The sequence below is a fragment of the Ruegeria sp. AB11 genome, assembly GCF_056536325.1.
In genome coordinates this window covers 346,113-362,067 of the sequence record NZ_JBQFJO010000002.1, presented here as the reverse complement: position 1 = coordinate 362,067, position 15,955 = coordinate 346,113, and the positions used below count along the sequence as shown (strand labels likewise).

At 55.7% G+C, this 15,955-nt stretch carries 14 protein-coding genes; 9 read left to right on the top strand and 5 right to left on the bottom strand.

Going from position 1 to position 15,955, the window contains the following annotated elements:
- Window positions 1-52 precede the first annotated feature (52 nt).
- The 9 genes from ACR3EJ_RS21230 (at window position 53) to ACR3EJ_RS21190 (ending at window position 8,114) form a co-directional block, all read left to right on the top strand.
- Window positions 53-325 (top strand): YHS domain-containing protein, encoded by a 273-nt coding sequence (locus ACR3EJ_RS21230; protein WP_170546411.1) that lies wholly within the window; start codon window positions 53-55, stop codon window positions 323-325.
- A 227-nt stretch (window positions 326-552) separates the two neighbouring features.
- Entirely contained in the window at window positions 553-2,292 is a 1,740-nt protein-coding gene (locus ACR3EJ_RS21225) for an ABC transporter substrate-binding protein (protein WP_170546413.1), read from the top strand.
- A gap of 85 nt (window positions 2,293-2,377) precedes the next feature.
- A complete protein-coding gene (locus ACR3EJ_RS21220; RefSeq protein ID WP_170546416.1) occupies window positions 2,378-3,427 on the top strand; it encodes an ABC transporter ATP-binding protein in 1,050 nt (349 codons plus the stop codon).
- 1 nt (window position 3,428) lies between these two features.
- Window positions 3,429-4,505: an ABC transporter ATP-binding protein gene (locus ACR3EJ_RS21215; protein ID WP_170546419.1), complete on the top strand. Its 1,077-nt coding sequence runs from the start codon at window positions 3,429-3,431 to the stop codon at window positions 4,503-4,505.
- Entirely contained in the window at window positions 4,502-5,365 is an 864-nt protein-coding gene (locus tag ACR3EJ_RS21210; RefSeq protein ID WP_170546422.1) for a carbohydrate ABC transporter permease, read from the top strand. The genes ACR3EJ_RS21215 and ACR3EJ_RS21210 overlap by 4 nt, the downstream gene beginning before the upstream one ends.
- Window positions 5,362-6,159 (top strand): carbohydrate ABC transporter permease, encoded by a 798-nt coding sequence (locus ACR3EJ_RS21205; protein ID WP_170474752.1) that lies wholly within the window; start codon window positions 5,362-5,364, stop codon window positions 6,157-6,159. Before ACR3EJ_RS21210 ends, ACR3EJ_RS21205 begins: the two co-directional genes overlap by 4 nt.
- A gap of 8 nt (window positions 6,160-6,167) precedes the next feature.
- On the top strand, window positions 6,168-6,569 hold the full coding sequence (locus ACR3EJ_RS21200) for a DUF2160 domain-containing protein (RefSeq protein ID WP_170546425.1): 402 nt from the start codon (window positions 6,168-6,170) through the stop codon (window positions 6,567-6,569).
- Between the two features lie 65 nt (window positions 6,570-6,634).
- The gene (locus ACR3EJ_RS21195) at window positions 6,635-7,030 is read left to right on the top strand and encodes a BlaI/MecI/CopY family transcriptional regulator (RefSeq protein WP_010442339.1); all 396 of its coding nucleotides are present in this window, start codon (window positions 6,635-6,637) and stop codon (window positions 7,028-7,030) included.
- Window positions 7,017-8,114, top strand: coding sequence for a M56 family metallopeptidase (locus tag ACR3EJ_RS21190; protein ID WP_170546428.1), 1,098 nt, complete (start codon window positions 7,017-7,019; stop codon window positions 8,112-8,114). The genes ACR3EJ_RS21195 and ACR3EJ_RS21190 overlap by 14 nt, the downstream gene beginning before the upstream one ends.
- A gap of 1,487 nt (window positions 8,115-9,601) precedes the next feature.
- Here the strand turns inward: ACR3EJ_RS21190 and ACR3EJ_RS21185 are convergent.
- From ACR3EJ_RS21185 to ACR3EJ_RS21165, 5 genes are all read right to left on the bottom strand, one after another.
- Window positions 9,602-11,002: a TRAP transporter large permease gene (locus tag ACR3EJ_RS21185; RefSeq protein ID WP_170546431.1), complete on the bottom strand. Its 1,401-nt coding sequence runs from the start codon at window positions 11,000-11,002 to the stop codon at window positions 9,602-9,604.
- An 11-nt stretch (window positions 11,003-11,013) separates the two neighbouring features.
- Window positions 11,014-11,646: a TRAP transporter small permease subunit gene (locus ACR3EJ_RS21180; RefSeq protein ID WP_170546434.1), complete on the bottom strand. Its 633-nt coding sequence runs from the start codon at window positions 11,644-11,646 to the stop codon at window positions 11,014-11,016.
- Window positions 11,647-11,714: 68 nt separating this feature from the next.
- Window positions 11,715-12,725, bottom strand: a complete 1,011-nt coding sequence (dctP, locus tag ACR3EJ_RS21175; RefSeq protein WP_170546437.1) for a TRAP transporter substrate-binding protein DctP — start codon at window positions 12,723-12,725, stop codon at window positions 11,715-11,717.
- Between the two features lie 125 nt (window positions 12,726-12,850).
- Window positions 12,851-14,191 carry a sigma-54-dependent transcriptional regulator gene (locus ACR3EJ_RS21170; protein ID WP_170546440.1) on the bottom strand — a complete coding sequence of 447 codons (1,341 nt, stop codon included), beginning with the start codon at window positions 14,189-14,191 and terminating at the stop codon, window positions 12,851-12,853.
- Entirely contained in the window at window positions 14,188-15,918 is a 1,731-nt protein-coding gene (locus ACR3EJ_RS21165) for an ATP-binding protein (protein WP_170546443.1), read from the bottom strand. The genes ACR3EJ_RS21170 and ACR3EJ_RS21165 overlap by 4 nt, the downstream gene beginning before the upstream one ends.
- Window positions 15,919-15,955: the final 37 nt, after the last annotated feature.

Genomic DNA, 15,955 nt, shown 5'->3' with positions numbered 1-15,955 from the left:
TCTTTGCCCCCTAAAATTGGGCCATTACTTTGTGCCCCTTGGGTTGCACGGGGTGGATGCCGCGACCTTGGCGACAACAGGTGCCGTGGCGGACGGTACAACCGTCTACACCGCCGTGCATGAAGGCGGTGCCTACTACTTTGCCTCGAAAGAAAGTAAAGCGAAGTTCGAAGCAAACTCTGAAGCGTATCTACCGCAATATGGCGGCTTCTATGCCTTCGTGATCGCGCTTGGCAAGAAATTCGATGGAGATCCGAAACATGCGGACATCATTGACAGGCCGCTTTTTCTATTTTTGAATTCGCATTTGAGCAGCGGGTGTTGAGTCGACTCAAGAATTAGTTACGCGATGTTATCAGTACCCACGGATATCAGTTGATTGAACAAATTATAAATCATAAATATCTAAATGGTAAAAATAATGTTCACTATCAACTGGTTAACAATACTAGCAGTCATTACTAAAATTTTAGTTTGACAGCTGCGCCGAATATCACCGATGCTGATTGCCATCCGGTCTGCGCCGGATCACATAATCTTGGGAGGAGACAGATGCGGAGACATCTACTTTCCGCCGTGGCGGCAGCGGCCGTCATTGCGGGGCACGGTCCTGTTTGGGCCGACGAAGCCGCAGCACAACGTTGGATTGACGACGAATTCCAGCCATCGACCTTGTCGAAGGACGAACAGTTGTCCGAAATGAAGTGGTTCATCGAAGCTGCACAACCGTACTCGGGCATGGAAATCAATGTCCTGTCCGAGGGTATCCCGACGCATTCCTATGAATCCGAGGTTCTGACAAAGGCGTTCGAGGAAATCACAGGGATCAAAGTCAATCACCAGATTCTCGGCGAGGGTGAAGTGGTTCAGGCCGTTCAGACTCAGCTGCAAACCGGGCGGAACCTATATGATGGTTATGTCAACGACAGCGACCTGATCGGAACACATTCGCGCCTGCAGTTGGCCTATCCGCTGACCGATATGATGGGTGGCGACTGGGCGGCGACAACTTCGCCGACGCTGGATCTAGATGACTTCATGGGCATTCAGTTCACAACCGGACCGGACGGCAAGTTGTATCAGCTGCCTGACCAGCAGTTCGCGAACCTCTACTGGTTCCGCAAGGACTGGTTCGATGACGAGGACAACAAAGCCGCGTTCAAAGAGAAATACGGCTATGATCTGGGCGTTCCGGTCAACTGGTCGGCCTACGAAGACATCGCTGAATTCTTCACAAATGACGTGAAAGAAGTCGACGGCGTCGCGATCTATGGCCACATGGACTATGGCAAGCGCGCGCCTGACCTAGGATGGCGCATGACCGACGCCTGGCTGTCGATGGCTGGTGCCGGTGACGTGGGCGAGCCGAACGGTGTTCCCGTCGACGAATGGGGCATCCGCATGGAAGCGGGCACATGTAACCCAGTCGGTGCGTCCGTTTCGCGCGGTGGTGCTGCAAATGGTCCGGCTGCGGTCTATGCCATCCGCAAGTGGGATGAATGGCTGCGGAGCTATGCGCCTCCAGGTGCCGCAAGCTATGACTTCTATCAGTCGCTGCCGGCGCTCAGCCAAGGCAATGTGGCCCAGCAGATATTCTGGTACACCGCGTTTACTGCCGACATGGTCAAGCCCAAGTCCGAAGGCAACAACACCGTGGATGACGAAGGCACGCCGCTTTGGCGGATGGCGCCCAGCCCGCATGGTCCCTACTGGGAAGAAGGCCAGAAGGTTGGTTATCAGGATGTGGGTTCATGGACCTTCCTTAAATCGACCCCCGAGGATCGAGCTCAGGCGGCCTGGCTCTACGCTCAGTTCGTGACCTCCAAGACTGTCGATGTGAAAAAGTCCCATGTGGGTCTGACTTTCATCCGCGACAGCTCGGTCAACCACGAGTCGTTCACCGAACGCGCACCCAAGCTGGGTGGTCTGGTCGAGTTCTATCGCTCGCCTGACCGTGTGGCATGGTCGCCGACTGGCATCAACGTTCCGGACTATCCGAAGCTGGCCCAGATCTGGTGGCAGCAGATCGGTGACGTGAACTCGGGCGCGTTCACTCCGCAAGAGGCGATGGACCGTCTGGCAGAAGAGATGGACATCACCATGGCCCGTATGCAGGCCGCGGATGAAAGCGCAGGTGTTTACGGTGGATGCGGACCGCGCCTGAACGAGCCGCAGGATGCGTCATTCTGGCTCGAGAAAGAAGGTTCGCCCAAGGCCAAGCTTGAGAACGAAAAGCCGCAAGGCCAGACTGTCAACTATGACGAGCTGGTTCAGCGCTGGCAGTCTCAGTAAGCCAAAGCAACCCGGGGTGCCGTTCGCGGCACCCCCACACCAAGACCAAGACAGCGCGGGCGCTGCGGGATCGGAATTCGCGAAAATGATCGAACTACAGGACGCGACCAAGCGGGTCGGCAACGTCATCCATATCAAACCAACCAACCTGACGCTGCAGACCGGCCATTTCAATGTGTTGCTGGGCGCGACAGGATCGGGCAAGACCTCTCTGATCAAGATGATGGCCGGGCTGGACCCGATTGCCTCGGGCAAGGTCTTCATGGATGGTCAGGATGTGACCAAACTGAACACGCAGAAGCGGCAGATCAGCCTGGTGCACCAGTTCTTTGTGAACTACCCGCATATGACCGTGTTCGACAACATCGCCTCTCCATTGCGCGTTGCGGGTATGGCAAAGTCCGAGATTGTGGGCCGCGTGGAAGAAGCCGCGGATCTGCTTCAACTGCGCCCGATGTTACACCGCCGCCCGCATGAGCTGTCAGGCGGGCAACAGCAACGCACGGCACTGGCGCGCGCCATTGCGAAAGAGAGCCGCGCCGTCTTCCTCGACGAACCGTTGGCAAACCTCGATTATAAATTGCGTGAAGAATTGCGCGAGCAGTTGCCCGATCTGTTCGCGGGTCGTGGTGCTGTGGTGGTTTATGCCACGTCAGAGCCCGAAGAAGCACTGCTTCTGGGTGGATACACGGCCCTGATGGAAGATGGTCGCGTGACCCAGTTCGGGCCGACCGCTGATATTTATCGCAACCCTGAGAACATCGCCGCCGCGCGAGTTTTTTCGGATCCGCCGATCAATGTCGCGCGCATCACTGTGTCCGGCGCTCAGGCGCAAATGGCTGGTGGAGGTGGCTGGGCTGTCACAGAAATGGCCGACGGAGATTACATGGTCGCCGTGCGTCCCCATCGGGTGACCCCGTTTCGCTCTTCCGATGATGATGTGGAGCTTACCGGCCGCGTGATTGTGACCGAACTGTCCGGCTCGGATTCCAGCGCGCATTTCCAACATGGCGATGATGCGTGGGTGTCACTTGCCTCGGGCGTCCACCCCTATCAGGTTGGCGAAGATCACGGCTTCTACATGAACCCGGCCCACTGCCGGTATTTCGGCCAAGATGGCAAAAGGATAGCCTGACATGGCACAGATCAAGCTTTCAAACCTGCGACACAGCTACATGTCGACGCCGAAAGACCCGCAAGACTATGCACTGAAGGAAATCGACGTGACTTGGCGCGATGGCGGTGCCTATGCGCTGCTAGGACCGTCCGGTTGTGGCAAGTCCACGTTGCTAAACATTATCTCGGGTCTTTTGACGCCGTCCGAAGGACAGATCCTGTTTGACGACCGTGACGTGACCACCTTACCCCCCGACCAACGCAACATCGCACAGGTGTTCCAGTTCCCGGTGATCTACGACACGATGACAGTCGGCGAGAACCTGGCTTTCCCGCTGAAAAACCGGGGTGTTGACCCGGAGACGATTAAGCGTCGCGTCGATGAGATTGCCGAGATGCTTGACGTCACGGATATGCTGGGCACTCGCGCCTCGGGTCTTAGCCCGGATAACAAACAGAAGATCTCTATGGGTCGCGGTCTGGTGCGAGACGACGTGAACGCGGTGATGTTCGATGAACCCCTGACAGTGATCGACCCCCATTTGAAATGGAAACTGCGCTCCAAGTTGAAAGAGCTGCACCAGCGTGTGCAAGCCACGATGATCTACGTGACCCACGACCAGACAGAGGCGTTGACCTTTGCTGATGAGGTTGTGGTGATGCAGGAAGGCGAAGTGGTGCAGATCGGCACGCCCGTTGAGCTATTCGAGCGACCCCAACACACATTTGTCGGCCACTTCATCGGCTCCCCCGGCATGAACGTGCTGCCCTGCGAGGCCAAGGGTGACCGCGCGGTGTTCGAAGGTCACGAGGTTGTGCTGGAAGGCCTGACCCATGGCGACGGGGGCCGCACCGATCTGGGCATCCGCCCTGAATATGTAGGCTTCGGCGACACAGGCATCCCTGCACATGTAACCAAAGTTTCGGACATTGGACGCCACTATGTGGTCAGCGCCATGGTCGGCAATACTGCGCTAAAGGTTGTGACGGAAAATGTGGTGCCTGAGCCCGGCTCACAGGTCTTCCTACAATTCAAACCTGAACAATCGCGCGTATACCGCGACGGCTGGATTGCTACCGAGGAGCGCGCGCAATGAGAACGGAAAACCAAAAGGCATGGTTCTTTGTCCTACCGGTGTTGGCGCTGGTCGCGTTTAACGCGCTGGTGCCGATGATGACAGTGGTCAACTACTCGGTGCAGGAAACCTTCGGCAACAACCAGTTCTTCTGGGAAGGTCTGGGCTGGTTCGAACAGATCCTGCGATCCGACCGCTTCCAAGCCGCGCTGGGTCGGCAATTCCTGTTCACCTTCCTGATCCTGCTGATCGAGGTGCCGTTGGGCATCATCGTGGCCCTGTCGATGCCTCGCAAAGGATTCTGGGTGCCGGTCTGTCTGGTGCTGATGGCCCTGCCGATGCTGATCCCGTGGAACGTAGTCGGTTCGATGTGGAACATCTTCACCCTGCCCCAGATCGGTCTTCTGGGATACTTCCTGAATGACGTTCTGGGCATCAACTATGACATGACGCAACAGCCGCTTTCGGCCTGGATCACCGTCATTGTCATGGATGTCTGGCACTGGACTTCGCTTGTGGTGTTGCTGTGCTATGCGGGCCTCGTTTCGATCCCTGACGCCTATTATCAGGCTGCCAAGATTGACGGTGCCAGCCCGTGGTCAGTGTTCCGCTACATCCAGCTGCCCAAGATGAAAACCGTCCTGACCATCGCCGTTTTGCTACGCTTCATGGACAGTTTCAACATCTACACCGAGCCCTTCGTGTTGACCGGCGGCGGCCCCGGTAACTCAACCACCTTGCTGTCGATCGATCTTGTGAAGATCGCGCTGGGACAGTTCGACCTTGGCCCTGCAGCCGCGATGAGCCTGATCTACTTCGCCATCACGCTGCTTGTGTCGTGGGTCTTCTACACTCTGATGACAAAGGATGACGCGCAATGAAGAAGCGGTCCCTTATCCCGATCCTCTATATCGCGTTTCTTATGCTACCGATCTATTGGCTGGTGGCGATGTCCTTCAAGACAACGAACGAGATCCTGTCGGGCTTTTCCCTGTTCCCCCAGACCTTCACGCTGGAGAACTACATCACCATCTTTACCGACCCCACGTGGTACTGGGGGTATATCAACTCGATCATCTACGTGACGATCAACACGGTGCTCTCGGTCTGTGTGGCGCTGCCTGCGGCCTACGCGTTCTCGCGCTACCGGTTCCTGGGGGACAAACAGCTGTTCTTCTGGCTGCTGACCAATCGGATGGCCCCTGCGGCTGTGTTCGCGCTGCCGTTCTTTCAGCTGTATTCGTCGATCCACCTGTTCGACACCTATCTGGCTGTGGCGCTGGCACACACGCTGTTCAACGTGCCTCTGGCGGTGTGGATACTGGAAGGCTTCATGCGCGGCGTCCCGAAGGAACTGGATGAAACCGCCTATGTAGACGGTTACTCGTTCCCGCGTTTCTTCGTGACGATCTTCTTGCCGAACATCAAAGCGGGCGTCGGTGTCGCTGCTTTCTTCTGCTTCATGTTCTCATGGGTCGAGATGCTGCTGGCCAAAACCCTGACTGCGGTCGAGGCCAAACCAATTGCCGCCGTGATGACCCGCACCGCTTCCAGCGCGGGGTACGAACTGGGCCTGTTGGCCGCCGCCGGCACGCTGACCATCATCCCCGGCGCCATCGTCATCTGGTTTGTCCGCAACTACATCGCGCGCGGTTTCGCGATGGGACGTGTGTGAGGTTCGATATGCGTAAACTTCTTGTCACTCTGCCATTCCTGCCTTCAGTGGCCTATGCCCAACAGGCCGGTTGGGGCAGTGTCGGTCAGCAAGAGGAAAAAGGTTTCTCGTGGACCGCTCCTTTGTGGCCGGATTTCTGGATGGCATGGACTCCGGCAACACTGGCGGTGTTCATCGGTATATTTTCGGCCATCGCCCTAATTGGTTTGCTGGAAGGGTTCAAATTCCGAGACGGGATCGAGCGGCGCGGCGTGCTGGGGCTGACCACCACGCTGGGGGATCGGTTGTTCATCACCCTGCTGGGCTCGACCTATATCTTCCTGGCCTGGCTCGGGCTGGTCGGACAACCGGTCTGGACGCCGCTTTTCCTGTCCATCGGTTGGGGCGTCTTCGTCTTCTGGAAAGTTTAGGCTTTGCGAAACAGCGAAAGGATGCTTGTCTGTCAGACATACTAATAATGGCGACACCGAGATTGATGCGAAAGAAAAAGACAACAAATCTTCTGACCGAAGTGGAACTTGAGTTCATGAACGAACTCTGGGCGCTTGGTCAGGGCACGGTCCGTGAAGTCCTTGATCGCCTGCCACCTGATCGCAATCTCGCCTACACTTCCGGAGCCACAATTTTGCGGATCCTTGATGAGAAGGGCTTTGTCGAAAGCGAGAAGAACGGCAAGTCGCTGATCTACAGACCCCTTCTCGAGAAGGACAGGTATCAGTCGCGGTCGTTGCAGAATCTGTCCCGGACCCTGTTTGACGACACGCCCGCAACTCTGGTTGCAAGGCTGGTCGACGATGAGGGCCTGACAGAAGATGACCTAGAGGAGATTCGAGCACTGGTAGAGAGGAGACTGCAAAATGACAGCGGTTAAACCGGTTCTCGATGCGTTTCTCGAGTTCAACGTTGTGCTTGGATTATCGGCGCTGATCTGGCTGGCCGTGCGTGGGGGCCTTGCGTTGACGCCCATGAGGTACGGCTTTGTTGCTCAGCTTCGTTCGCTCAAGATACTTTGCATCGGCGTTATGCTCAGCCCGGTTCTGGCGATCGGTGTTTCGGGCTTTGTCGCTCAGGTGTGGCCCGGACGTGTTGTCGCGCTGGGGGATATCGCAGTGGCGGCCTATTTGCGCGGCGAAATCGCCATGCCCGCTGCGCAGTTCGAAACCCTTTTGAATACGCGCGAACGCTGGCTCGACTATGTCTTGTCAGGCGGCTCTGTTTTCGTAACTTGCGCGCTGACTACGCTGGTTCTTCTATCAATTGTTCTGGCAATTCGGGTTGCCCGCAACGCGCTTACAATTCGCAAGGCCGTACGGTCCAGCTTTCTTTGGCGACAGTCGGCAAAGGTGGACATTCGCCTTTCAGATCGCGTAACTGTGCCTTTTGCGGTACGCGGCCTTCGTCGCCGTCACGTCGTTTTGCCCAGCCATTTGCTAAACTCGCCACGCGATTTGCGCTTTGCTCTGGCGCATGAATTCCAGCACATCCGCGCGCTGGACGTGGAATGGGAACTGGGTTTCGAGCTTATGCGTCCTCTGCTGTTTTGGAACCCGGCCTATCTGGCCATGAAACAACAGTTTGATCGGCTTCGCGAATTGGCCTGCGACCAGTCTGTCGTCTCGCGCAAAGGCATTGACGCGACCGACTATACCGCTTGTCTACTGGACTACTGCACACGATCTATCAAGCTGAAGAACCCTCGCATTCTTCATGTAGCCCTGGTTAACGGGCCGAAAGCAAAGCAAGTTCTGCGCCAGCGTGTGATCGCCCTGACCGATGCGCCCGTGACCAACACACAATTGTCAACAAACTTCTTTGGGCTGACGCTTTCTCTGGTTGTTGTGCTTGCCATTGGGTCTGCCTCGGTTCGTCAAACCCAGGATTGGAGCCATGATCGTCTTATGCTTTCGACGGTTGTAAATCTGGAACGGCTGGAAGCTCGGAATCAGGGAAATTGAAAGGCCGAATTTTAAGTCCGGCGTGGATTGGAAAGTCGGCCCCACCGGTTTTCTAGCAAGCTGGTCGCAGATTCGGCGCTACGATGCTGCTGGTTTTCAATGAGTCCGGGTTCAATGTGCCGCTATCACCGGCTCTAATGCGGGCGCCCGTGTTGCTCGACATCGATTGTCCGAGAACGATTTGATAGCAGCCAATGGCGGCTCCGACCTGCTGCAACGCAGCATCGCAACCCGCAGATGAAGGTCAGCCATAGGCCGCCTTGCGCAGACCAATGGCAGCAATCATAGCTTCGCAGTCACTCATTCAAGATGCAGCATCTAGAACTATGGGCTCGCTGCCGACATCGGGGTGAGAGCAGCATTCGATATCAGCCAACTTACAGCTCCGATGAAGACGGACCATGGCGGACTCTGAAAACACCATCCGATGCAGCGTCGCAGCTTCCCCAAAGCGGACATTGCGCCACACTGAGCCAGACTCGGGCCCATTTTTTCGCAATGCGCTGCTCTGAAGCCAATGGCACTAAGCCTCGCGAAACAGTCCGAGATGGATGTGAAAAGCTGCTACGTTTAGCTGACCTCAAAACCACAGGCTCCAGGCGCAGGAATGTTAACAGCAATCATTAATGGCAACCGAAGTAGACCGATCCCTGGGACTGTAAGGCAATGCTCATATTGCAAATCTGAAATGATTCCGCGTTGTGGCGAGGTTAGGGTTCATCATTCGGCGCACAAATGCAAAGTGGAATGTGATCCTTGGTGGGAACCAGAAACTGATTGGAATCGGAACTGGAAAAATGAGTTTCCACTCCGTTGGCAAGAACAAGTGTTTACTGATCAAAATACTGGTGAGAAGCACATTGCCGACGTCTACACGCTGGCAGGCCTCACTTTGGAGATCCAACATTCCCATCTCGATCCCAAAGAGCGTCGAGCCCGCGAGGATTTTTGTAAAAACATGCTTTGGGTGGTTGATGGGTCTAGGCTTAAAGGCGACAGGAAATAAATCCTAGGTTGGCGGGACGCGCTCACGGAGATTATTCAAGGCAGCAAGCGAACAAATCTGTTCTTACTTAGCGATGCCAATGAACTTTTTCCACGCGATTGATTGCAAGGCCCGGTTCCAATATGTTTTGACTACTTGGGCCCAAATGCCGAAACTGAGACTGCACCGACGCTACTATTTCTCTTGTATCCTGGTACAGTGCATGGTGGCCGTTTGGTAGAACCCCTGCCGCACGACGACTTGCTGCGAGCTATCTATTCTGAACTTGTACACATGCCCGCTGTTCGCGGGATCTTATAAAATGTGTCACGACTGAGACTGTCGAGAAAGCGGAGCTAGCAGCGCCTGACTGAAACGGATAGCTCGCCACCATTCGGCCCAAACCGGCCATTGAACAAGTGTCATGTATTCTGCAGTGCAGCTGATTGATGCAGGCCTTAGCTGCACCGGCATACCGCACTCCAAAATCATTCCATGTGATTCAAACCTGACCAGGAAGCCATAGGACGATAGCAGGGAAGGCAACGAGCATCGCGATGGTTGCAGCATCCGCCAGAAAGAAAGGCGTTACACCTTTAAAAACATCCTGAACGCTTAGGTCATCACGAACGCCGGCCACGACAAAGCAATTCAGCCCAATAGGCGGGGTGATCAGGCAAAACTCGGCCATTTTGACAACCAAAATGCCAAACCAGATGGCACACATAGGTCCGGACATACCGAAGGTACTTTCGGCTGCACTTACGGCTTCACCACCATTCAACGCCATGACGGCAGGGTAAACTACCGGCAACGTCAGCAGCAGCATACCTATGGCATCCATGAACATGCCCAGTACAGCGTAAGCCAGAAGAATACAGATCAGGATCAGCATCGGAGACATCTCAAGCGAGGTGATCCAGTCGGAGAATGCACTTGGCAGTTCGGCGAAACCAAGAAAACGAACGTAAACTAAAACGCCCCAGATGATCGTGAAAATCATCACGCTCAGCTTGGCGGTTTCCAAAAGCGCGTCTTTGAGTTCGGACCAGCGCATGCCCTGATACAGCGCCATCAGGAACACCACAAATGCTCCAATTGCGCCACCTTCGGTTGGCGTACCCCAGGCATCGCCGCCGAACGGGTTGTAAACAAAGAAGATGATGGTGACGACGACAATCACGATGGGCAATGCGGGCGGCAACGAGAGGAAACGTTCTTTCCATGTAAATCCGGTGACTGCGGGGCCAAATCCTTTGATCACAACGGCCATGCCAATGATCAGCAAGCCGTAAATTACTGCCGAGAACATGCCCGGGATGAATCCCGCCAACAGCAGTTTGCCCACGTCCTGCTCGACGATAATCGCGTAGATGACCAGAATGGCCGAAGGCGGGATGAGCGAGGCGAGCGTACCGCCTGCAGCAACGACACCTGCAGCAAAACGCTTGTCGTAGCCTATCTTCAGCATCTCGGGGATGGCGATACGGGCGAACACAGCGGAAGTGGCGACCGAGGCCCCAGATACCGCCGCAAACCCAGCGGTTGCGAAAACGGTCGAAACCGCCAGCCCGCCCGGGACCCATGCGAGCCAACGCTTCGCGGCTTCGAACAGTGCTTTGGTCAGGCCCGCGTAATAGGCGAGGTAGCCAATCAGGATGAAGGTCGGAATAAGGCTCAACGCCTGGCTTGAAATCTTGGAGTGCGGCACCTGCCCCGCTGTTTTGACGGCCACTGTCAGAGCCTTGCCGAACCGCGCCGGGTCGTACCCAAACTTGGCCCAGAAGATCCAGATCAAGCCAATCATGCCAGCTGTCGCGGCGGCAAAGGCCACGCGCATCCCCAACACCACAAGAACAAGCATACCGCCCGAGACGATCAGACCAATATCAATGGGTTCCATCAGATATAACCTCAGTTGTCGTGGCCCGAGACGTGCTCGGCTTCCATTGCAGCTTGAGTGGCTGCATCGGCTATTAGCGGGACGGCAATAGGTGCCTGATCGGGGTGCCTGATCGCGCGACCATAGGCCCAGAGCTGTAAAGCAAGCCTTAGGCAAAGCACGCTAAAGGCGACGGGGGCCAACAGCTTTGCGGGCCACAGCGGGATACCTATGTCGATAGAGCTGTCGCGGCTCCAGAGTGGCGCACCAAAGTCAAAGCTGCGTGCAAAATGCGCCCAACTCCCCCAGATCAGCAAGACGATCAGCGCCAGAATGACAGCGGTTGTGATAAACTCAACGATATAGAGTATCCGGCCTCTAAGCGCTCCAACAACCATGTCCATTCGGATATGACCGCCATCACGCTGCGCATAGGAAATCCCCATGAAGGCGATTAATGGCATGGCCTGCTCGATCCAGTCCACGTACCCGGGAAGTGGTGCATTGGCGAAGTTCCGACCACCAACGGAGACTACGGCCATGACCATCAGCGAAAAGACTGCAAGACCGCTGATCAAAGCCAGAAAGCTTTCCAGTTTGTAGAGGTGTTGATCGAGAATGCTGAGACGGCTGTCGTCGGACAGCACCTGGGATGACCCGGCCATCGTTGTACTCCGCTGTCAGGAAAAAAATAACCCGACGCCAATCAAGCTGACGCCGGGCACTGAGTGGATTAGCTCCCGTTTGCGATCTTGCCAGTCACAAGGTCATAGAGCTCTTGTGCTGGTAGGCCACGCTCGGTGTTTTCTGCGATCCAGGCCTCGGCCGCGGGGGCGGCTGCGGCTTCTTTGAACGCTGCGATTTCTTCATCGCTGAAAGTGACCCGTTCGATGCCGCGTTGATCCAGCTCAGGGCCCCACGCTTCCATCGTTTTGGTCTGGTAGTGGCTCACGTAATGATCCAGTGCCTCTTCCACCGATCCCAGCAGAGCATCGCGGTGTTCGTCAGACAGATCTTCCAGTGCCAGCGTGTTCACCACGACAGGGCAGTTGACGGTGCCGGGATTGAGGTTCGTCGTCCACCACGTGCCATTTTCAATGGTGCCAAAAGACATATGCGCGTGTGGCGCAAAGCTGACCGCTTTGACGATGCCGCTGTCCATTGCCTGACGCACTTCGGATGCAGACATCGAGGTCGGAACTGCCCCAACCGTCTCCATCGCTTTACCGATGCCGCCAGTCGCCCGAACGCTCAGACCTTCGAAATCGGTTAGGGATTTAGGTGCTTCACCGACGCCAACAAGGTTGTACTGCGGTAGCGGCGACGGCATCAGGAGCGTAGCATCCCAGCGGGCCAGATCCTCGACAACGGCCGGGTGTTGATAGACGGCCATCGACAGGTCGACTTCCTGTTCAAGCGATGTCACGCCCAAAAACGGCAGTTCCAGGACAGTAATCGAGGGGTTCTTGTCGCGGTGGTAGCCAGCGCAGAACTGGGCCATTTCAAACGCACCAATCGAAATCCCATCGAGGTTTTCTTTGTTCTTCGACAGGCCGCCATAGCTGATGTTGAGTGTGAACTCACCGCCCGTTTTTTCGTTCACCAGTTCGGCGAGTTTCTCGACGTGTTCGGTAAAGGCACGACGCTTGCCCCACAGGGAAACGTTCCATTCGACAGCCAGTGCTTCGGATGCAACGGTCAGCGACAGGGCGGCGATGGCCGCCCGGTTAAGATGTTTGCGCATAGTGGCTCCTCCCAGATCACGCAATGTGTTTGGGCAGAGTATTCACGATGCGCAGCAGCCTGCCTATGAAGGAAAATGCGCGTGAAGTTTCGGAGTCCCTGCGGATATCCGCAGAGTGATTTCTCCTACAACAGCGCCTCTTTATCGAGATCGAGTTTGACGATCTTTTCGTTGAGTGTCCGTCGGCCAATCCCAAGCGCTTCGGCGGCGGCATCCATACGGCCTTTATGCGCCTTGATGGCTTTGCCGATGAGTTCGCGTTCAAAAGCAGCAACCGCTTCGCGCAGCGTATCCGGCACTTCGTCGAAGTGCTGATCGCTTTGGATAGCCTGCACCACCGACCCTCCTCCGCGTCGGGCCGCCAAAATGCGCCGTTCGCAGACGTGGCGCAATTCGCGTACGTTCCCGGGCCAGCTATGTGCAAGCAGAGCGGCCAAATCGTCCTGATCGAGTTCTGGCGCGTCTATCTCATAAACCTGCGCGTATTCGTTCAAGAAATGCGTCGCCAAAAGAACCAGATCATCCCGCCTTTGACGTAGTGGAGGTAAAGTCAAGACGACAGTATTTAGTCGAAACAAAAGGTCCTGACGCAGGCGGCCTTCCTCGGCGGCCAGTACAACGTCTTCGTTGGTTGCTGACACGACCCTGACACTTACCGGCACCGGCGACACAGCCCCCACCGGAAGGACCTGCTGATCTTCGATGACCCTTAGTAGCTTCGCCTGAGCCGCTGGTGGGCACGAGCAGATTTCGTCCAGAAACAAGGTCCCACCCGATGCTGCCACAAGCCTTCCGTCGGATTCACCCGCGACGCCGAACATTTCTGCTTCAAACGTCTCGGAGGACAATGCCGCGCAATTCAGCGCCAGAAAGGGTGCCTCCGGCGAGCGGCCCAAATCATGCAAAGCATGGGCAACCAGCTCTTTCCCGGTGCCGGTATCCCCCTGCAGCAAAACCGCAACGGATGTATCGGCCAGATCAAGTACTTCTTGTCGCAAGTCTGTAATGGCGTCTGTTTGGCCCAGCAGGATGCGGTCAAGGCCTGACAGTTTGAACAGCCGGTCTTTGAGGCGGGCATTGCTTCTTCGCATTCTGTTTTGTTCAGCAGCGTGCCTCAGCACCGTAAGCAATCGCCGTGGTTCATATGGCTTTTCGATGAACCCGTACGCCCCGTCCTGTATGGCCTGAACCGCCATCGGGATGTCACCATGTGCCGAAATCAATACCAACGGAGGCGCCACATGCCTGTCCAGGCTGGACAGCAATTCAAGTCCCGACATGCCGGGCATACGCACATCGGACAGAATAACATCGGGCGAGGTGTGGGCCAGATATTCCATCACGAGGGTCGCGCGCGACAGGGCGCTAACGGCCCAGCCAGCGGCTTCGAGCAACTCGACAAGCGATTGTCGCATCGATCTGTCATCATCAACGACCAGAACTTTGAAGGCTTGCTGCTGGGTCATTCGTCCGTTTCTTCAGTATTTGAGGCTATCGGGAAGATGACGCGGAAAACTGTTCCGCCGCCATCACGATTTCGGGCCGTCATCTTGCCATCGTGATCTTTGACAATGCTGGTGGAAATGGCCAGTCCCAAGCCCATGCCTCTCCCACTCTCTCTTGTGGTTACAAATGGCTCTTGCAACTCAGCCAGCGTTGCCTTGCCCAACCCGTGACCATTGTCCTGAATTTCCAACACCGCTTCATCATCAGTAGCTATGACAGCGATATGGATTTCAGGTGCATCCACTTCGTCCATCGCGTCAATCGCATTGCGCAAAAGATTAGTGATGACTTGTTCGATCCGCAGTGCACTGCCCCGGATAAAAACCAGACCGGTCGGCGCATCAACTGAGATATTCACCTTGCCCTGCTCGATGTTTGGCACAACCAGAGCCAACGCGGCATTGACCGAAGTGCATAAGTCTACGTCGTCGAACGCCTCACTCTCTGAGCGCGCGAAGAACCGCAATTGGCGCGTGATCCCTTCCATCCTGTCGACCAGACTTCCAATTTTTTGCGGTAGCTTAGACCCACTGGAAGATGAGATCTCTTCTGCCACCAGGTGATTGCGCATCGCAGCGATCGGCTGGCCCAGTTCATGCGTGACCGACGCGGATAGTTGCCCCAGAGCCGCCAGTCGGCTTGCGCGCTCCAATTCCCCTTGGGTGCGTTTGAGGCTCCGCTCGGCTTTCTTGCGGTCGTCGATTTCGATGGCGAGCCTTTCATTTGCCTCCCGCAGCTTTGCTTCTTCCTCTTCGGACCGCACTAAGGCCGCGCCTACGCGCCTTGCGCGTTGTATCTGGAAAAAGATAAATGCGAGCCCCGCCAAAAGGACAAAAACTGCAGTTACCAGCCAACTGCGCGCAACGGCCTGATCGTCACTTGCAAAATAGTGGAGCGACCAGCCATGAGGTAGATCTGTAGCTGCAAGATGCAGGCGCTTCGTCCCCGCAATTCTGGCCTGATCTCCCGGCAACTCAACCCAATCCAACGCATCTAAGTCTTGGCCCGGAAACTGCCTGGCATCTCGAATCCGTTCTCGCTGTGGTTCCGACAGTGGCGTCAACGCGCGATATTGCCAATCCGAGTTCGAAGAAAGCAAAACAACGCCGTCTTCATTGGCCAAAAGAACCTGTTCGCCCGAGTTTTTCCAACTATCCTGAAGATTAGAGAAATCGATCTTAATAGCAATGACGCCAGTTGAAGTTCCCTGGTCGTCAAGCACAGCGTTGGCGATGAAGTAGCCTGGCAGACCAGTTGTTGCCCCGATGGCATAAAAGCGGCCCTGTTCACCAGAAATAGCAGTTTGGAAATACGGACGGAAAGCGTAGTTCTGGCCAACAAAGCTCCCAGTGTCGCGGTAGTTCGATGCGGAAATCGTGATCCCGTCTTCGTCCATCAGGTAGATCGCATCCAATCCCGCCTGCTCCGCAAAATCCTCGAGGCGTCGGTTTAAAGTTCCGGTGCCGTCTCCTTCAGCTGTTCCAATTACAAAGGAATCCTGTGACAGCACATATGTGAGGTGGGAAAATCGTTCGAGTTCGCTGTTTACCGAGCTTTGGTAAAGAGAGAGCCGGCCCTGAGCTTTCGAAAGCTCCTCCGAAACGAAGTACTGGTAAGAAACCAAATAAAGGCCAATGCTGGCGGCAATGGCTATCAAAATACCTACAATATACGAAGCTGATCGCATTGAATGCCCATGAACTGCGACGGCATAGGATCACAGT